The 17629-nt window shown below is 74.4% G+C and carries 18 protein-coding genes; 8 read left to right on the top strand and 10 right to left on the bottom strand.

Features of this window, described 5'->3' with window-relative positions; all coding sequences use genetic code 11:
* Positions 1 to 5 precede the first annotated feature (5 nt).
* The 6 genes from paaE to BJ999_RS28535 all read right to left on the bottom strand — a co-directional run bounded on the left by paaE (position 6) and on the right by BJ999_RS28535 (position 4420).
* The gene (gene paaE, locus BJ999_RS28510; RefSeq protein ID WP_179836120.1) at positions 6 to 1064 is read right to left on the bottom strand and encodes a 1,2-phenylacetyl-CoA epoxidase subunit PaaE; all 1059 of its coding nucleotides are present in this window, start codon (positions 1062 to 1064) and stop codon (positions 6 to 8) included.
* Between the two features lie 2 nt (positions 1065 to 1066).
* Positions 1067 to 1573, bottom strand: coding sequence for a 1,2-phenylacetyl-CoA epoxidase subunit PaaD (gene paaD / locus BJ999_RS28515; RefSeq protein WP_229810588.1), 507 nt, complete (start codon positions 1571 to 1573; stop codon positions 1067 to 1069).
* Positions 1574 to 1578: 5 nt separating this feature from the next.
* On the bottom strand, positions 1579 to 2496 hold the full coding sequence (gene paaC, locus BJ999_RS28520; protein WP_179836121.1) for a 1,2-phenylacetyl-CoA epoxidase subunit PaaC: 918 nt from the start codon (positions 2494 to 2496) through the stop codon (positions 1579 to 1581).
* A gap of 8 nt (positions 2497 to 2504) precedes the next feature.
* The gene (paaB, locus tag BJ999_RS28525) at positions 2505 to 2786 is read right to left on the bottom strand and encodes a 1,2-phenylacetyl-CoA epoxidase subunit PaaB (RefSeq protein WP_089315753.1); all 282 of its coding nucleotides are present in this window, start codon (positions 2784 to 2786) and stop codon (positions 2505 to 2507) included.
* Complete coding sequence (gene paaA, locus BJ999_RS28530; RefSeq protein ID WP_179836122.1) at positions 2783 to 3781, bottom strand: 1,2-phenylacetyl-CoA epoxidase subunit PaaA; 999 nt, start codon at positions 3779 to 3781, stop codon at positions 2783 to 2785. The genes paaB and paaA overlap by 4 nt, the downstream gene beginning before the upstream one ends.
* 129 nt (positions 3782 to 3910) lie before the next feature.
* A complete protein-coding gene (locus BJ999_RS28535) occupies positions 3911 to 4420 on the bottom strand; it encodes an Lrp/AsnC family transcriptional regulator (RefSeq protein WP_179836123.1) in 510 nt (169 codons plus the stop codon).
* A 120-nt stretch (positions 4421 to 4540) separates the two neighbouring features.
* Between BJ999_RS28535 and pdhA the strand changes: the two genes are divergently transcribed.
* From pdhA to BJ999_RS28550, 3 genes are read left to right on the top strand one after another with little or no spacing between them, the layout of a single operon-like run.
* Positions 4541 to 5647, top strand: a complete 1107-nt coding sequence (pdhA, locus tag BJ999_RS28540; RefSeq protein ID WP_179836124.1) for a pyruvate dehydrogenase (acetyl-transferring) E1 component subunit alpha — start codon at positions 4541 to 4543, stop codon at positions 5645 to 5647.
* Position 5648: 1 nt separating this feature from the next.
* Positions 5649 to 6665, top strand: a complete 1017-nt coding sequence (locus tag BJ999_RS28545) for an alpha-ketoacid dehydrogenase subunit beta (RefSeq protein WP_179836125.1) — start codon at positions 5649 to 5651, stop codon at positions 6663 to 6665.
* Positions 6662 to 8023 (top strand): dihydrolipoamide acetyltransferase family protein, encoded by a 1362-nt coding sequence (locus tag BJ999_RS28550; protein WP_179836126.1) that lies wholly within the window; start codon positions 6662 to 6664, stop codon positions 8021 to 8023. Before BJ999_RS28545 ends, BJ999_RS28550 begins: the two co-directional genes overlap by 4 nt.
* 22 nt (positions 8024 to 8045) lie before the next feature.
* Here BJ999_RS28550 and BJ999_RS28555 read toward each other — a convergent pair whose 3' ends face one another.
* Positions 8046 to 9068, bottom strand: a complete 1023-nt coding sequence (locus BJ999_RS28555) for an SMP-30/gluconolactonase/LRE family protein (protein ID WP_179836127.1) — start codon at positions 9066 to 9068, stop codon at positions 8046 to 8048.
* Positions 9069 to 9171: 103 nt separating this feature from the next.
* Between BJ999_RS28555 and BJ999_RS28560 the strand changes: the two genes are divergently transcribed.
* Both BJ999_RS28560 and BJ999_RS28565 read left to right on the top strand, forming a co-directional pair.
* Positions 9172 to 9624, top strand: a complete 453-nt coding sequence (locus tag BJ999_RS28560; RefSeq protein ID WP_179836128.1) for a MarR family winged helix-turn-helix transcriptional regulator — start codon at positions 9172 to 9174, stop codon at positions 9622 to 9624.
* Positions 9625 to 9671: 47 nt separating this feature from the next.
* Positions 9672 to 10040 (top strand): PH domain-containing protein, encoded by a 369-nt coding sequence (locus tag BJ999_RS28565; protein ID WP_179836129.1) that lies wholly within the window; start codon positions 9672 to 9674, stop codon positions 10038 to 10040.
* 26 nt (positions 10041 to 10066) lie between these two features.
* On the opposite strand, the gene BJ999_RS28570 is transcribed toward BJ999_RS28565, so the two are convergent.
* Together BJ999_RS28570 and BJ999_RS28575 are read right to left on the bottom strand one after the other, a co-directional pair.
* Positions 10067 to 13090: an AAA family ATPase gene (locus BJ999_RS28570; RefSeq protein WP_179836130.1), complete on the bottom strand. Its 3024-nt coding sequence runs from the start codon at positions 13088 to 13090 to the stop codon at positions 10067 to 10069.
* On the bottom strand, positions 13087 to 14214 hold the full coding sequence (locus BJ999_RS28575; RefSeq protein ID WP_179836131.1) for an exonuclease SbcCD subunit D: 1128 nt from the start codon (positions 14212 to 14214) through the stop codon (positions 13087 to 13089). The genes BJ999_RS28570 and BJ999_RS28575 overlap by 4 nt, the downstream gene beginning before the upstream one ends.
* 116 nt (positions 14215 to 14330) lie before the next feature.
* Between BJ999_RS28575 and BJ999_RS28580 the strand changes: the two genes are divergently transcribed.
* Both BJ999_RS28580 and BJ999_RS28585 read left to right on the top strand, forming a co-directional pair.
* Entirely contained in the window at positions 14331 to 15017 is a 687-nt protein-coding gene (locus BJ999_RS28580) for a RibD family protein (RefSeq protein WP_179836132.1), read from the top strand.
* Positions 15010 to 15438 carry a cytidine/deoxycytidylate deaminase family protein gene (locus BJ999_RS28585; protein WP_179836133.1) on the top strand — a complete coding sequence of 143 codons (429 nt, stop codon included), beginning with the start codon at positions 15010 to 15012 and terminating at the stop codon, positions 15436 to 15438. Before BJ999_RS28580 ends, BJ999_RS28585 begins: the two co-directional genes overlap by 8 nt.
* Here the strand turns inward: BJ999_RS28585 and BJ999_RS28590 are convergent.
* Positions 15435 to 16031 carry a mycothiol-dependent nitroreductase Rv2466c family protein gene (locus BJ999_RS28590; RefSeq protein ID WP_179836134.1) on the bottom strand — a complete coding sequence of 199 codons (597 nt, stop codon included), beginning with the start codon at positions 16029 to 16031 and terminating at the stop codon, positions 15435 to 15437. The two genes, BJ999_RS28585 and BJ999_RS28590, sit on opposite strands and share 4 nt — an antisense overlap.
* 130 nt (positions 16032 to 16161) lie before the next feature.
* Between BJ999_RS28590 and BJ999_RS28595 the strand changes: the two genes are divergently transcribed.
* Positions 16162 to 17604, top strand: coding sequence for an aldehyde dehydrogenase (locus BJ999_RS28595; RefSeq protein WP_179836135.1), 1443 nt, complete (start codon positions 16162 to 16164; stop codon positions 17602 to 17604).
* Positions 17605 to 17629 lie beyond the last annotated feature (25 nt).

Here is a 17629-nt window from a genome sequence, read left to right on the forward strand (position 1 = left end):
GCGGCTCAGGCGTCGAAGTCGACGGTGACGGCGGCGCTGACCGGGTGGGACTGGCAGGTGAGCACGAACCCGGCGGCGATCTCGGCGGGTTCCAGGGCGTAGTTGCGGACCATGTCGACCTCGCCCTCGGTGACCCGGGCGCGGCAGGTGCCGCAGACGCCGCCCTTGCAGGCGAACGGCAGGTCGGCGCGGGTGGCCTGGGCGGCGTCCAGGACGCGCTGGTCGCGCGGCATCGGCGCGGTGCTCGACCGGCCGTCCAGGACGACGGTGACCTCGCTGGTCTCGCCGGTGACGGTCGGGCCGTCACGGCGCACCTCGGGGGGCGGCTCGTCGACGTAGAACAGCTCGACGTGCACCTTCTCGCGGGGGACGCCGAATTCGGCGAGGACGTCGCGGGCGCCGGTGACCATGGTCAGCGGGCCGCACAGCCAGACGTGGTCGACGTCGTCGACGGGCGTCACGGCGCTGATCAGGCGGCGCAGGCGGTCGGCGTCGAGGCGGCCGGAGAACAGTTCGACGTCGCGGGGCTCACGGCTCAGCACGTGGACGAGCTGGAACCGCGGGCCGTAGCGGTTCTTCAGGTCGCCGAGCTCCTCGGCGAACATCACCGTCCCGCTCGTGCGGTTGCCGTACAGCAGCCGCACGTGGGTGTCCGGGTGGGCGAGCACGGTGGCGGCGATCGAGATCATCGGAGTGATGCCGGAGCCCGCCGCGATCAGCAGGTGCCGGCCGGGCTCGGCGGGGTCGGCCCGCAGGCTGCCGGACGGGACCTGGACGTCGATCTCGGTGCCCGGGCGGACCTCCCGCACGAGCCAGGAGGAGAACATGCCTTCGGGGATCTCGCGGACGCCGATCCGGGGCCGGGCGCCCGCGGGCGCGCAGATCGAGTAGGACCGGCGGTGCTCCCGCCCGTCGATCACCCTGCGCAGCGTGAGGCTCTGGCCGGCAGCGAACGCGTAGTCGCCGGCGAGTTCGGGCGGGACGTCGAACGTCACCGCCGCGGAGTCGTCGGTCAGCCGGTCGACCGCGGCGACCCTCAGTGGGTGGAACGTCGCAGGCGCCACCGCTAGATCTCCTTCACGTGCTCGAACGGTTCAAGGCAGCCGGTGCAGCGGTACAGCGCCTTGCAGGAGGTGGAGCCGAACTCCGAGGTCAGCTCGACCGACGGCGACCCGCAGCGCGGGCAGCGCAGCCTCCGGCGGGTGGGCGCCAGGGTGAGCGCGACGGGCCCGGAGGGCGCCGACGCCGGGCCGGGCGGCGAGATCCCGGCGGCGGCGAGGGCCGCCCGGCCCCGCTCGCTGATCCAGTCGCTGGACCAGGGCGGGGACAGCTCGATCTCGACGCGCACGTCGGCGTATCCGGCGTCGGTGAGCCGGTGCACCAGGTCGTCGCGCATCGTGGCGAGCGCGGGGCAGCCCGAGTACGTCGGGGTGATCGCCACGGTGACGGCGGAGCCGTGCTCCTCGACGCGGCGCAGCACGCCGAGGTCCTCCAGGGTCAGCATCGGCATCTCCGGGTCCCGGACGGACGCGGCGACGGCGCGGGCGGTGCTGTCGTGCACGGTGCCGGGCACGGCGGTCACCACCTTCCCAGCGGGTGGGCGCGGGCGACGACCTGCATCTCGGCCAGCATCAGGCTCAGCGCCTCGGTGTGGACGCCGTCGCGTCCGGCGCGCCCGCCGAGCAGGCCGGCCTGCGGCACGTCGGGCCGCTCGACGCCGCTCGCGGTGAAGACCTGCGCGAGGACGGCGCCGGCGTCGGCGGCGGTGGAGGCCGGGTCCACGGCGACGCCCGCCTCGGCGAGCGCCCGCTCCACCGGGTGGGTGCGGAACAGCTCGTCGTGGTGGCGCCACACCTCGTCGAGCCCGGCGAGGACGCGGCGCCGCGACTCCTCGGTGCCCTGGGCGAGGGTGAGGAACCACCGGCCCGCGAAGTCGCGGTGGTAGGCCAGTTCCTTGGCCCCCTTGGCCGCGACGGCGGCGAGGACGGCGTCGCGGCTGCCGGTGAGCCGCTCGAACAGGGCCAGCCGGGCGGTCGCGAACACGAGGACGCGGGCCATGGTGTGCCCGAAGTCGCCGTTCGGCAGTTCGGCGAGACGCACGTTGCGGTAGGCGTCCGCGTCCCGGAAGAACGCCAGCGCGTCCTCGGCCGGGACCGGCGAGCCCTCCGGCAGCGCCGGGACGACCGAAGGGTCGGCGGTGGCGGCGCGGGCGAGCAGCAGCCGCGCCTGGCCGAGCAGGTCCAGCGCGATGTTGGCGAGGGCGATGTCCTCTTCGAGGTCGGGCGCGTTGCTGCACCACTCGGACAGCCGGTGCGACAGGACGAGGGCGTCGTCGGCGAGCATCAGGCAGTACGTCGCGAGCGCGTGCGGGTCGACGCCGTCGGGGACGGTCGTGTCGACGCCGGCCAGCGGGTCCTCGAAGTCGGTGCCGAACGCCCACTGGGAGCTGTCGCCGTCCAGGAGCCCGTCGTACACCGAGCCGTGCTGACTTTCCATGGCGGCCTTCACATGTGGGGGACGTTCTCGGGGATCTCGTAGAACGTCGGGTGCCGGTAGACCTTGTCGCCGCTGGGGGCGAACAGCGGGTCCTTCTCGTCCGGGCTGGAGGCGGTGATCGCGTCCGAACGCACCACCCAGATGCTGACGCCCTCGTTGCGGCGCGTGTACACGTCGCGCGCGTGCCGGACGGCCATCTCGTCGTCGGGAGCGTGCAGCGACCCGACGTGCACGTGGTTGAGGCCGCGCTTGCCGCGCACGAACACCTCGTAGAGCGGCCATTCGCTCATGCCCCGGCTCCTTCCTCGCGTCCTGCTTCGTTGCTCCCGGCTTCCTCACTTCGGGCCGCCTGCCCGCGCGCGAAGGCGGTCGCGGCCTCGCGGACCCAGGCGCCGTCCTCGTGGGCCCGGCGGCGATGCGCCAGCCGCTGGGCGTTGCAGGGGCCCTCGCCCCTGATGACGGCCGAGAGCTCCGACCAGTCCGGCTCGCCGAAGTCGTGGGCCTGGCGTTCCTCGTTCCAGCGCAGGTCCGGGTCCGGGAGCGTGACGCCGAGGGCCTCGGCCTGCGGGACGGTCATGTCGACGAAGCGCTGGCGCAGCTCGTCGTTGCCGTTGCGTTTGATGCCCCACGCCAGGGACCGCTCGGAGTTCGGCGAGTTCGCGTCGGGCGGGCCGAACATCATCAGCGAGGGCCACCAGAACCGGTCCACCGACTCCTGCACCATCCGGCGCTGCTCGGCGGTGCCGCGCATCATCGTCATCAGCAGCTCGTAGCCCTGCCGCTGGTGGAACGACTCCTCCTTGCAGATGCGGATCATCGCGCGGCCGTAGGGGCCGTAGGACGTCCGGCACAGCGGGACCTGGTTGCAGATCGCCGCGCCGTCCACCAGCCATCCGATCGTGCCGACGTCGGCGTAGGAGAGCGTGGGGTAGTTGAAGATCGAGGAGTACTTCTGCCGGCCGGTGAGGAGCATCTCGGTCAGCTCGGCGCGGGACACGCCGAGGGTCTCGCAGGCCGAGTACAGGTACAGGCCGTGCCCGGCCTCGTCCTGGACCTTGGCCAGCAGGATCGACCTGCGGCGCAGCGAGGGCGCGCGGGTGATCCAGTTGCCCTCCGGCTGCATCCCGATGATCTCCGAGTGCGCGTGCTGGGCGATCTGCCGGACCAGCGTCCTGCGGTAGGCCTCGGGCATCCAGTCGCGCGGCTCGATCCGGTCGTTGCGCGCGATCGTCGCCTCGAACTGCTCGGCGGGCGCCGGCTGGGGCGCGGCCTGCGGCGTCGTCATGGGCTCCTCCCGCTGGGGACCCGGCTGGACTCGGCCTATTTACTGACCGAGCGGTCTGTATTCAGAGTGACACAGGCCGCGCGAGCGTGCAAGAAGGGCGGAACGCCTGCTCACGGGCCCACCGGAGCCTCAGTCGTCCCAGGTCTCCCACTGCGCTCCCCTGCCCCGCGCCTCGTCGAAGACCAGCCAGGTGCGGGTCGCCCGGACGCCGGGGATGTCCTGGATGCGCTCCAGCACCACGTGCCGGAGCGCCTCGTTGTCCGGAGCCCTGACCAGGGCCAGGACGTCGTAGTCGCCGCCGACCATCGCGAAGTGCTCGACGTAGGGGGTGTCCTGGAGCCGGGCGGAGACCGAGCGCCAGGAGTTCTGCTCGATCGTGACCGAGACGTACGCGCTGGTGCCGAGGCCGGCCTTGTGCGGGGCGAGCTCGGCGGTGAAGCCGGTGATGACGCCCTCGTCCATCAGGCGGGTGAGCCGCGCGTAGGCGTTGGCGCGCGAGACGTGCACGCGCTCGGCCAGCGCCCGTACCGAGAGCCGGCCGTCGCGCAGCAGCTCAACGATGATCGCGCGGTCCACGGCGTCCAGCCGTGCGGCAGAACGTCCGGGCCGGACGCCCTCAGTGCCCGCATCGGATGACATTTAGTGCCCCCAAAGCCACTGAACGAGCCATTTGTCGCTCATTGTGCCCCATGTCTTGAGCAGATCGTCGTCCGAGCGGACGATCGAACCGACAACCGTCCACGGGAAGGGAGCGGCGCCATGTCCATGCGGACACCTCATCAGGAGGTCGAGGGCCTTCTCCCCTCCGCCGTCCCGGTGCGCTTCGTCGCCGAGGACGGGACGGACGCCGGACGCCCGGCCGGATACCGTGCTCCGGAGGACGGGACGCTGGTCGAGGCCTACCGCCGGATGGTGCTGGGCCGCCGGTTCGACCGGCAGGCCACCGCGCTGACCAAGCAGGGCCGGCTGGCGGTCTACCCGTCCAGCCGCGGGCAGGAGGCCTGCCAGATCGCCGGGGTGCTCGCGCTGCGCGAGGACGACTGGCTGTTCCCGACCTACCGCGACTCGGTGGCGCTGGTCGCCCGCGGCATGGACCCCGTCGAGGTGCTCACGCTCCTGCGCGGCGGCTGGCACTGCGGCTACGACCCGGCGGCCACGCGCGTCGCGCCCCAGTGCACGCCGCTGGCCACCCAGACGATCCACGCCGTGGGCATGGCCGACGCGATGCGCCGCAAGGGCGAGGACGGCGTGGTGATGGCGTTCGTCGGCGACGGCGGGACCAGCGAGGGCGACTTCCACGAGGCGCTCAACTACGCCGGGGTCCTGCGCGCGCCCGTGGTCTTCTTCGTCCAGAACAACAAGTACGCGATCTCGGTGCCGCTGGCCAAGCAGACCGCCGCGCCCGCGCTGGCCTACAAGGGGATCGGCTACGGCATCCGGTCCGAGCAGGTCGACGGCAATGACCTCGTCGCGGTGCTGTCGGTCCTGACCGCCGCCACCGAGCACGCCCGCTCCGGGAACGGCCCGTTCCTGGTCGAGGCGCACACCTACCGCATGGACTCCCACACCAACGCCGACGACGCCTCCCGGTACCGCGAGGACGAGGAGGTCGCGCGGTGGGAGGCGGCCGACCCCCTCGCGCGGCTGGAGACCCATCTGCGGGGGCGGGGACTGCTCTCGGAGGAGGACGTCGCGTCGGCGCAGGAGGCCGCCGAGGAGTACGCGGCCCGCCTGCGCGACCGGATGGCCGCCGACCCGGAGACCGACCCGTTCGAGCTGTTCGACCACGTCTTCGCCGAACCCACGCCGCAGCTGCGCGAGCAGCGCGCCCTGCTGGCGTCCGAAATGCTCCCCGGGGAGGACTGACATGCCCGCGACGACGATGGCGCAGGCGCTGAACGCCGCGCTCCGGGACGCGCTGGCCGAGGACGAGCGGGTGCTGGTCTTCGGCGAGGACGTGGGACCCCTCGGCGGGGTCTTCCGCATCACCGACGGGTTGACCCGGGACTTCGGTGAGGACCGCTGCTTCGACACCCCGCTGGCCGAGGCGGGGATCGTCGGCCTGGCCGTGGGCATGGCGATGGGCGGCTTCCGCCCCGTGGTGGAGATGCAGTTCGACGCCTTCGCCTACCCGGCCTTCGAGCAGATCGCCTCGCACGTGGCCAAGTTCCGCAACCGCACCCGCGGCCGCGTGTCGCTGCCGATGGTGATCCGCATCCCCTACGCGGGAGGGATCGGCGGCGTCGAGCACCACTGCGACTCCAGCGAGGCCTACTACGCCCACACACCGGGGCTGAAGGTCGTCACGCCCGCCACCGCCGACGACGCGTACTGGCTGCTGCGCGACGCCGTCACCGACCCCGACCCGGTCATCTTCATGGAGCCGAAGCGGCTGTACTGGGCCAAGGGCGACGTCACCCGCGAGAACCGGCGCGCCGCCGGGTTCGGGCGGGCCGTGGTGCGCCGCGAGGGGCGGGACGCGACGCTGGTCGCCTACGGGCCGAGCGTCCCGGTGGCGCTGGAGGCCGCCGAGGCCGCCGCGCGGGAGGGACGCGACCTGGAGGTGGTGGACCTGCGCACCATCGTCCCGTTCGACGACGGCACCGTCGCCGCCTCGGTGCGCAAGACGGGCCGGTGCGTGGTCGTTCAGGAGGCCCAGGGCTTCGCGGGCGTGGGGGCGGAGATCGCGGCCCGCGTGCAGGAGCGCTGCTTCCACTCGCTGGCCGCGCCGGTGCTGCGGGTCTCCGGGTTCGACATCCCCTACCCGCCGCCGAAGCTGGAGCACGCGCACCTGCCGGACGCCGACCGCGTCCTGGACGCCGTCGACCGGCTCCAGTTCGACGACGCCCCCGACGTCCTGCACCTGGACAGGGAGGCGTCGTGACCGCCGCCACCCGGCAGGTGTTCCGCCTGCCCGACCTCGGCGAGGGCCTGACCGAGGCCGAGATCGTCGAATGGAAGGTCGCCGCGGGCGACACCGTCGAGGTCGACCAGGTCGTGGTGGAGGTCGAGACCGCCAAGGCGGCGGTGGAGGTCCCCGTCCCCTACGCGGGGACCGTCCTGAGGCTGCACGCGGAGGCGGGCGCGATCCTCGCGGTCGGCGAGCCGCTCATCGAGGTCGGCCCCGCCGGCGCCGCGACCGGACCCGCGCCCGTCGCGGACGTGCATCCGGAGGTGGCCCGCTACCGCGAGGAGGAGCAGGCCGGATCCGGCAACGTCCTGATCGGCTACGGCACCGGGCACGGGCCGGGCCGGCGCGGACGCCGCCGCGCCGGCGGCCCGAAGGCCCCGGCGGCGGCCCCCGCTCCGGTGGCCCCCGCTCCGGTGGCCCCCGCTCCGGCGCCCCGCCGCGCGGAAGCCCCCCGCGTGATCTCCCCGCTCGTCCGCAGGATCGCGCGCGAGCACGGCCTCGACCTCGCCGCCGTCACCCCCACCGGGCCGCGCGGCGTGATCCTGCGGCGGGACGTCGAACAGGCCGTCGCCTCAGCGGGCACGGCCGCCGAGACGGCCGGCCCCCCGGTCGCCGCGACGCCGGCGCCGGCCCGTCCGATGCCCGAGCGGATCCCGCTGCGCGGGATCCGCCGGGCGGTGGCCGACAAGCTCACCCGCAGCCGCACCGAGATCCCGGACGCGACGACCTGGGTGGACGCCGACGCGACCGCCCTGGTCGAGGCCAGGGACGCGCTGCGGAGGTCCCGCCCCGAACTCGGCATCGGGCTGCTGGCCCTGCTGGCCCGCATCTGCGTGGCCGCCCTGCGGGAGTTCCCCGAGCTGAACTCCTCGGTCGACGCCGACCGGCAGGAGATCGTCCGGTACGGGCACGTCAACCTCGGTTTCGCCGCGCAGACCGACCGTGGCCTCGTCGTGCCGGTCGTGCGGGACGCGCACCTGATGACGACCGCGCAGATCGCCGCGGAGCTGGCAAGGCTCACCGGGCTCGCGCGCTCGGGCGGGCTGCCGCCCGAGGCGCTGACGGGCGGCACGTTCACCCTCAACAACTACGGCGTGTTCGGCGTGGACGGCTCCACCCCGATCATCAACCATCCCGAGGCGGCGCTGGTCGGCGTCGGACGGATCATCGACCGCCCCTGGGTGGTGGACGGCGCGGTCGTGCCGCGCAAAATGACCCAGCTCTCCCTGACGTTCGACCACCGGGTCTGCGACGGCGGCGCGGCGGGCGGGTTCCTGCGGTTCGTGGCCGACTGCGTGGAGAACCCCGCCGTCCTGCTCACGAACCTGTGACGGCAGGGGCCGGGTTCGGCGGTCAGAGGCCCCGGACGGCGGCGACGGTGAAGGGGATCTCCGGAGTGCCGTCGCCGAGCGGACCGCCCTTGTCGAACTGCGAGCGGACCACGTAGAGCGTCCCGTGGCGGCGGACGAGCGTCGTCGGGACCTGGAGGGACGGGTCCGCCAGCGTGCGCTCCAGGCGGGCCCGCGTCCCGTCGGGCGCGACACGCCAGCGGGTGAGGGCGTTGTCGACGTTGTCGGCCGTCCAGAGGCGCCCGTCCTGGAGTTCGAGGCCGTCCGCGTTGTGCATGTCGCCGCCGCTCAGAGCGACCTTGCGGATGCCGCCGGTGGCGAGGTCCAGCCGGTAGAGGTCGCCGCCGAGCATGTCGTCGGTCAGCAGGAACCGTCCCGTGGGGTCGGCGACGATCCCGTTCAGGGTGAAATCGCCTGGCTTGTGCGGTTCGAGGACGTCGCCCAGGTCGAACCGGGGCGACAGCGTGCCGATCCCGCCCCGGGCCGCGTCCAGGTCGCGCGGCGTGACCCGGTAGACGACGGCGCGGGAGCTGTCGGTCAGGTAGACGCCGCCGTCGGGTGCGACGGCGAGGTCGTTGACGAACCGGGCGCCGTCGCCGGGGACGACGAACCGCGCCAGCAGGGCGCGGCTCCGGACGTCGTAGACCGCGACGCCGGACGAGGAGTCGATCACCCACAGCCGTCCGGCCCGGTCGGTCTTCAGCCCGTTGGCGGTGTGGCGGCCGTCGGCGCCCGCGGGCAGGAACACCTCGGCCGTGCGGTGGCCCGGACGCATGCGGTAGACCGTGCCGTCCTCGAAGGACCCGGCGTACATCGTGCCCGTGCGCGGGTCCGCGGCGATGCCCTCGGGGTACACGCGGTCGCCCGGCAGGACGTAGGCCGTGGAGATCCGTGACGCGGCCGCCGGGGCCGCTGCGGCGCCGGCGGGCGGGCCGGCCGCCGTGGACGCGGGCGCGGCGGAGACGGCGAGAGCGGCGGCGGCGAGTCCCGCCACGGCCGCCGTGGTGGTGCGCTGGATGCGCGACATGACATCTCCGTTCGAGTTACATCATTAGTACGCACACATACGATAGTTAGAACCCTAATACTCGTCAACGGTCTTCTCTTCAAAGGCTCGATACCATGCGGAGATGACCTCGTTGCCCGTCCCCGAGCGGCTCGGCTCGCACCTCAAGCGCGCCGAGCAGGCGCTCAACGGCGCCAAGCAGGCGGCACTGAAGCCGAGCGGGCTCACGGTCCCGCAGTACTCGGCCCTGCTCCACCTCGACGACAACCCGGGCATGTCGGCCGCCGCACTGGCCCGGGCGTGCGCGGTCACCCCGCCGACGATGAACACCGTCCTGAAGAACCTCCAGGAGCGCGGGCTGATCGAGCGCACCCCGCACCAGTGGCACCGCAACATCCTGGAGACCCGGCTCACCGCCGAGGGCGCGGCCGTCCTGGAGAGCGCCGACGCCCGCGCGGTCAAGGTCGAGCGCGGGCTCGCCGCCGAGTTCACCGACGCCGAACGGCGGACGCTGGTCGATCTGCTCGGCCGGTGCGTCGGCTTCCTGGAAGCCGCCCGGTCCGCGCCCGGCGGCTGAGACACTCCCTACGGAACGGGACGAACGCCGCGAGCACCGGAGGAGCCATGGGCGACGGGGTCCAGCACGACAGGTCGGGCCAGCTCAAGCAGATCGAGAGCGGGCTGCTGCCCGGCGAGCAGATCATCGCCGTCTACGACGCGGTCGGCGCCGGCACCGGGTTCATCGGGCTCACCGACCGCAGGGTGATCATCCAGGACCGCAGTTTCGCCGGCAAGAAGTACGCGATCACCAGCGTGCCCTACTCCAGGGTCACCTCGGTGAGCGTGGTCAGCAACAAGTCGTGGGCCGGGTCCTACTTCTCCACGGGCTCCATCGCGATCAACGTCGGCACGCACACCTACGAGGTCGAGTTCCGGGGCGCCGACAAGAGCCACCACGTGCACAACGTGATCCTGCAGTACATCTCCGGCTGACCGGCGCCCCGGCGCCTTCGGCCGCGTCAGACGACGACCGCGGCGGTGGAGCCCGCGCGGTCCTTGGTGACGCGGAGCTGGGCGGGGATGCGGGCGCGCAGCTCGGCGACGTGGCTGACGATGCCGACCGCCCGGCCGCCGTCGCGCAGGCCGTCCAGGACGTCCATGACCTCGTCGAGGGTCTCCTCGTCGAGGGTACCGAATCCCTCGTCGACGAACAGCGTGCCGATCTCGGTGCCGCCCGCCTCGGCGGTGACGACGTCGGCGAGGCCGAGGGCCAGCGCCAGCGAGGTGATGAACGACTCGCCGCCCGACAGGGTGACCGGGTCGCGCATCAGGCCCGTCCAGGAGTCGGCGACGCGCAGGCCGAGGCCCCCGGCGCCCTTGGTGCGGTCGCCCGCCGCCTTGTCGGTGGTGTGGACGAGGGCGTAGCGGCCCCCGGACATGCGGTGCAGCCGCTCGTTCGCGGCGGCGACGACCTGTTCGAGGCGGGCGGCCAGCACGTACGCCGACAGCGACATGGCGTGCCGGTTCGCGGCGTGCTTGCCCGAGGCGAGCCCGGCCACGCGCTCGGCGACCTCGTGCCGCCCGGCGGCGGGTCGCCACGCGCCGACGGCGGCGGCGAGGTCCATGCGCAGCTCGGCGAGGCGCTCGCAGCGGTGCCGCGCGCGGTCGGCGGCGTTCGCGGCCCCGGTGTGCGCCGCGTCCGCCGCGGCCACCGCCGCCTCCAGGGCGGGCAGGTCGGGCGCGGGCGCGGCGGCGGCCGCGACCAGCTCCGGGTCGCCGAGCAGGGCGCGGACCTCGGCCTCCTCGTCGTCGAGCCTGCGGATCCGGTCGCGCAGGACGCCCTGGTCCTCGTCCGGCAGCGCGGCTTCGAGGACCTCCTCCGGCGTCCGGAACCCCTGCTCCTCGGCCTCCTGCGCGGCCTTGGCGCGGGCGGCGGCCAGCTCCTCGTCGGCGCGCCCGTACGCGCGGGCCGCCTCGACCGCCGCGGCGAGCGCGTCGGCCTCCCCGGCGAGCCTGGCGATGCGGGCCTCCAGCGTCGGGTCGCCGCCGCGCGCCTCGTCCAGCTCGGCGGACAGGCGGGTCTGCTCGGCGGCCAGTTCCCGGTCGTGGGTGCGGTTCTCGGTGAGGGCGCGGCCGGTCTCCTCCTGCGCGGAGCGGACCTGGTCGAGCTCCTGCTCGTGCCGGTGGAGCGCGGCCTCCAGCCGTTCGGCCTCCGCCGCGCGGGCCTCCGCGGCCGCCAGCGCCGTCTCCGCCTCGGCGAGCTCGGCGGCGAGGGCGTCCGCGTCGGCCTCCCCGGCGATCTCCAGCAGCTTGTCGCGCTCGGTGCGCAGCTCCCCGGCCGCGGTCCCGGCCCGCTCCCGGACGTCCTGGGCCTCGTCGGCCTCGGCCTGCGCCCCCTCCACCTGCTCCTCGGTCGGGATCAGCGCGAGCGAGGCCACCGGGGCCGGGTGCTCGGTGGAGCCGCAGACCCGGCAGGGCTCGCCGTCCGCGAGCTCCTCGGCGAGGACGGCGGCCATGCCGTCCAGCCGCGCCTGCCGGAGGTCGAGGACGTGCTGCCGGGCGTCCTGGGCCGTGTCGACCGCCGTCCGGTACCCGGCCTCCGCCTCGGCGAGCCGTTGCTCCACCTGGTCGCGGCGCTGCGCCGCGTCGAGGCGGCGCCCGGCGTCGCGGACGGCGGCCGCGGCGCCGGAGCGTCCGGCGGCGGCGATCCTGGCCTCGTCCAGCTCGGCGCGGCGCCCCTCCACGAGCGCGGGAAGGTCGGCGAGCGCGGCGCGGATCCGCGCGTCCTCCGGCTCCAGCCGCAGCAGTTCCGCGGCCAGCGCCTCCCGCTCGCGGCCGACCCGCCGGAGCCGGGCGGCGGCGGCCCTGCGGCCCTCCAGCGCCGCGACCTCGTCGCGGCGGTCGCGCTCGGCCTTGGCGAGGACGTCCTGCGGCGCCTTCGGCGGCAGCAGCGCGGCGGCCCGGGCCCGGGTCTCCTCGGCCCAGCGGCGGGCGCGGCTCGCCTCCCCGTACCGGGCCTGGACATCCCTGACCAGCGGGACGACCCGGTCGGCGCGGGCGGCGGCGTCCAGCCGCGAGGCCAGCCCCGACTTCTCCTCCGCGCGCTCGGCCAGCGCGTCGCGCCTGGCGAGCGCCTCGGCGTGGCGGCGCCGCCGGTCGGCGAGCGCCCGCGCGTCCTGCAGTTCCTCGCGGGCCGCGTCCAGCGCCGCCGCCACGCCCGCGCGCAGCTCCTCGACGACGGCGCGGACGTCCTCCTGACCGCCCGCCAGCTCCGCGGCCCACGCGGGCAGCGCCTCCACCTCGGCGAACGGCTCCACGGCCGGCTCCCCGCGACGCGGCGCCGGGACGGCCGGGCGAGGAGCGCGCGGCGGGGCGGCGCCGGTCGTCTCGCAGATCCGGTCGGCGATCGAGACCGCCCGCGCCCCGAGCTCGGCGGCCTCCCGGCCGGTCGCGGCGCGCCGCTCGGCGAGCCACTTCTCGACCTGCGCGAACACCTCGGCGGCGAACAGCCGCTCCAGCACCTTGCGCCGGTCGTCGACGCCGGCGCGCAGGAACCCGGCGAACTCCCCCTGCGGCAGCATCGCCACCTGGCAGAACTGGGTCGCGTCCATCCCGAGCATCTGCGACACGAGGTCGCCCGCCTCGTCCAGCCGGGTGCTGAGCCCGACCCACGCGCCGTGCTCGAACTCCTCGAGGACGACCTTGGCGTGCTCGGTCGTCGTCCCGGACCCGCGCAGCTTCGGCCGCTCCCAGGCGGGCGAGCGCGTGACGCGAAGCCGGCGGCCCCGGATGGTCGTCTCCAGCACCACGCGCGGCCCGGCGCCGGGCGGCGCGTGGTCGCTGCGCAGCCCCTTCACCGCCTTGCGGACGCCGGGCACCTGCCCGTAGAGCGCGAAGCACACCGCGTCGAGGATGCTCGTCTTGCCCGCGCCCGTCCGGCCCTGGATGAGGAACAGCCCGGCGTCGGACAGCGCGTCGAAGTCGATGACCTCCGTCCCCGAGAAGGGCCCGAACGCCGCGATCTCCAGCCGGTGCAGCCTCACGCCATGGCCTCCTTCCGGCGGAAGGCCTCGAAGGCCTCGTGGAGCAGGGCGCGTTCGGCGCCGGTGGCCGGCCCGTCGGTGACCTCGGCGACGAAGTCGCCCGCGATGTCGAGGTCGGAGCGCTCGCGGACGCGCTCGGACCAGGTGCGGCCGCCGTCCGCGCCGCCGCCCTCGGGCTCGAAGCCGAGGACGAGCGTGTGCGGGAAGCGGCGGCGCAGCCGCTCCATCGCGGCGGACGGGCGGCGCGCGTCGGTGAGCGTGATCTGGAGCCAGCGGTCCTCGACCTCGTCGAACGACGGGTCGGCGAGCAGGTCGTCGATGCGGCCGCGGACCCGGGCCAGGCGCCGCGGGACGGGGGCCTCGACGAACTCCGCCGCGACGCCGTCGGCGCGCAGGTCGATCAGCCACGAGCCCTTGACGTGCCTCTCCTCGGAGAAGGAGTACGCGAGCGGCGAGCCCGAGTAGCGGACGCGGTCGCCGATGCGCCAGGCGCCGTGCAGGTGGCCGAGCGCGGCGTAGTCGACGCCGTCGAACACCGACGCCGACACCTGCGAGGAGCCGCCGACCGAGATGTCGCGCTCGCTCTCGCTGGACTCGCCGCCGGTGACGAACGCGTGCGCGAGCACGACCGAGAGCCGGTCGTGGCGCGCGGCGTCGTCGCGGACGCGGCGCATGGCCTCGGTGAGCGCGGCGGCGTGGCTGCGCTCGTCCAGCTCCCACGGGTGGCGGACGAGCTCGGGCTCCAGGTAGGGGACGCCGTAGATCGCGGCGTCGCCCACGACGACGGGCTCCCCCACGGTCGCGAAGTCGGTGCGGACGTGCACGCCGGCGGCGTCCATCAGCGCCGACCCGAACCCGAGGCGGCGCGCGGAGTCGTGGTTGCCCGCGATGAGCACGACCCGGGTGTGGGCGGCGAGCCGCTCCAGGGCCTCGTTGCACAGCCGGACGGCGTCGACGGCGGGCAGGGCCCGGTCGTAGACGTCCCCGGAGACCAGCACGCACTCGACCCGCTCCGCCGCGACGGTCTCGACCAGGTGGTCGACGAACGCCGCCTGCGCGGCCAGCAGGTCCTCGCGGTGGAACGATCTGCCGAGATGCCAGTCGGAGGTGTGCAGGATTCGCATGTCGCAGCAACCATAGGCACCCCCTCCGACACATCCGGCGCAGAAACGCCGAGTCGCCTCAAACGATCTGCGCGAGCGATGCGATCAAGGACGCGGCGCTCCCGTAGGGTGTCGGCGTGAGCGACCGTCCCTATGTGCTGCTGAGCTGCGCGATGTCCGCCGACGGCTACATCGACGACGCGACTCCGGAGCGGCTGCGGCTGTCCAGCACGGCGGACTGGGACCGGGTCGACGCGGTGCGCGCCGGCTGTGACGCGATCCTCGTCGGCGCGGGCACCGTCCGGGCCGACGACCCGCGGCTGCTCGTCCGGTCGGCGGCGCGGCGGGAGCAGCGGGTCGCGCGGGGGCTGCCGCCCGACCTCACCAAGGTGACGCTGACCTGGAGCGGCGACCTGGACCCCGGCGCGCGGTTCTTCACCACGGGTGGGTCCCCGAAGCTCGTGTACGCCCCGACCGGCACGGCGGGCGGGCTGGCGGCCCGGCTGGCCGGCCTCGCCGAGGTCGTGGACGCCGGCGACCCGCTCGCGCTGGGCGCGGTGCTCGGCGACCTCGCGTCCCGGGGCGTCCGGCGGCTGATGGTCGAGGGCGGCGGCGGGATCCACACGCTGTTCCTCACCGCCGACGCGGTGGACGAGCTGCAGCTCGTGGTGGCGCCGTTCTTCGTCGGCGACCCGTCCGCGCCGCGCTTCGTGCGGTCCGGGGTGTTCCCGCAGTCCCCGGCGCGCCCCATGCGGCTGGAGGAGTCCACCCGCATCGGCGATCTCGCCCTGCTGCGCTACCTGGTCGGCGGCGCGCGTGGATGACCTCGGCTGGCTGGCCCTGGCCTGCGACCTCGCGGCCCTGTGCCCGCCCTCGCGCACCGCGTTCTCGGTGGGCGCGGTCATCGTCGGGGCGGACGGGCGGGAGGTCGCGCGCGGCTTCTCCCGCGAGGACGACCCGCACGACCACGCCGAGGAGGCCGCGCTCGCCCGGACCGGCGGCGGCCTGGCCGGCGCGACCGTCTACAGCTCGCTCGAACCCTGCGGGCACCGCGCGTCGCGCCCCCGCACGTGCGCGGAGCTGATCGTCGCCTCGGGCGCCCGCCGCGTGGTGTTCGCCTGGCGCGAGCCGGCCCTGTTCGCCGCGGGCACGGGCGCGGAGATCCTCGCGGCCGCGGGCGTCGAGGCGGTCGAGCTGCCCGAGCTCGCCGGGCGCGCCCGCCGCCCGAACGCGCACCTGCTCTAGGAGAGGTCGGGGGCGGCGCGGGGGCGCCCCTTCAGCTCGTGGAAGCCGGCCGTCCCGGCGACGAGGAGCGTCCCGTCCCACAGCCGCCCGGCCTCCTCGCCGCGCGGGATCCGGGACAGCACCGGCCCGAAGAAGGCCCGCTCGCCGACCGCGACGACGGGCGTGCCGACGTGCGGCCCGACCCGCGCGAGCCCTTCGGCGGTCGAGGCGCGGACCGCGTCGTCGTACCGGTCCTCCAGGGCCGCGGCGGCGAACTCCTCCGGCAGGCCGGCCTCGTCCAGCGCGTCGGGGATCGTCCGCGGCTCCATCTCCCCGCGCTCGTGGACGCGGGTGCCGAACGCGGTGTAGAAGCGGCCGAGCGCCGCCTGCCCGGCCTCACCGGCGACGGCGGCGCAGACCCGGGCGGGCAGCCACAGGTAGCCCTCGGGGTCGTTCTCGGGATCGTCGTCCCGGCCCTCGTTCAGCGCCGCCAGGCTCAGCAGGTGCCAGCGCGGCTCGACGGGCCGGACCCTCGCGGCCTCCAGCAGCCACCGCGACGTGATCCAGGTGTAGGGGCAGGAGGGGTCGAACCAGACGTCGGCGATCTCGGACATGGCCCCCGTTCTATCAAATGAGACTCCAGTCTCATCCCTCTTGCCAACGCCCCGGGACGTCATGCGATGCTGTGGCCAAGCAAGCATTCGGTTACCCGCGTCGGCCCTCGGGCAGGGGAGGCACAGCAGCATGCGCGAGCACGATCGGCTGTTCATCGGAGGCGAGTGGGCCGCACCGGCCGGGACCGACGTGATCGACGTCGTCTCCCCGCACACCGAGGAGGTCATCGGGCGGGTCCCCGAGGGCACCGAGGGCGACATCGACGCGGCCGTCGCGGCGGCCCGGCGCGCCTTCGACGAGGGCCCCTGGCCGCGGATGACCCCCGCCGAGCGCGCGGAGGTCGTCGGCCGGCTCTCGGCGATCTACGCCGAGCGGCAGCAGGAGATGGCCGACCTCGTGACCGCCGAGATGGGATCGCCCATCATGTTCTCGGTGTTCGGGCAGTCGGCCATCCCGCAGATGGTGCTGCAGTACTACGTGGACCTCGCCGCCTCCTACACCTGGGAGGAGGAGCGGCAGGGCATGCTGGGCCCGGTCACGGTCACCCAGGAGCCGGTCGGCGTCGTCGCGGCGATCGTCCCGTGGAACGTCCCGCAGTTCACGCTGATGCTCAAGCTCGCGCCCGCGCTCATCGCCGGCTGCACGGTCGTGGCCAAGCCCTCCCCCGAGACCCCCCTCGACTCCTACCTGCTCGCCGAGTGGATCCGCGAGGCGGGCATCCCCGAGGGCGTCGTCAACTTCGTCCCGGCCGGACGCGAGGTCGGCGCCTACCTCGTCGCGCACCCCGACGTCGACAAGGTGTCCTTCACCGGCTCCACCGCCGCCGGGCGCAAGATCGGCGCGGTCTGCGGCGAGCAGCTCAAGCGGGTCACCCTCGAACTCGGCGGCAAGTCCGCCGCGATCATCCTGGACGATGCGGACCTGGCCTCCACCATCGAGGGCTTCAAGCTCGCCTCGCTGATGAACAACGGCGAGGCGTGCGCCGCGCAGACCCGCATCCTGGCGTCCCGCCGCCGCTACGACGAGGTCGCCGACGCCCTCGCGACCATGGTGGGCGGCCTCGCCGTCGGCGACCCCGCCGACTACGGCTGCGAGATCGGCCCGCTGGTCGCCAGGCGGCAGCAGGAGCGCGTGGAGAACTACATCCGGATCGGCCAGGACGAGGGAGCCAAGCTGATCACCGGCGGGCTGAACCGCCCGCACGACCGCGGCTGGTACGTCGCGCCCACCGTCTTCGGCGACGTGGGCAACGACATGCGCATCGCCCGCGAGGAGATCTTCGGCCCCGTGCTGGTCCTCATCCCCTACGAGGACGAGGCCGACGCCATCAGGATCGCCAACGACAGCGACTACGGGCTCGGCGGCTCGGTCTGGACCTCCGACGTCGACCACGGCGTCGACGTCGCCCGCCGCATCCGCACCGGGAGCTGCGGCGTCAACATGTACACCCTCGACCCGAACACCCCGTTCGGCGGCTACAAGAACAGCGGCCTCGGCCGCGAACTCGGCCCCGAGGGCCTGCACGCCTACCTGGAGCACAAGTCCATCCCCCACCCCGCCCCCGCGGGCTGACGCCCGCCGTTCCCGCGCGTCCCCC

Source organism: Actinomadura citrea (assembly GCF_013409045.1).
In the GTDB taxonomy this organism is placed as follows: Bacteria; Actinomycetota; Actinomycetes; order Streptosporangiales; family Streptosporangiaceae; genus Spirillospora; species Spirillospora citrea.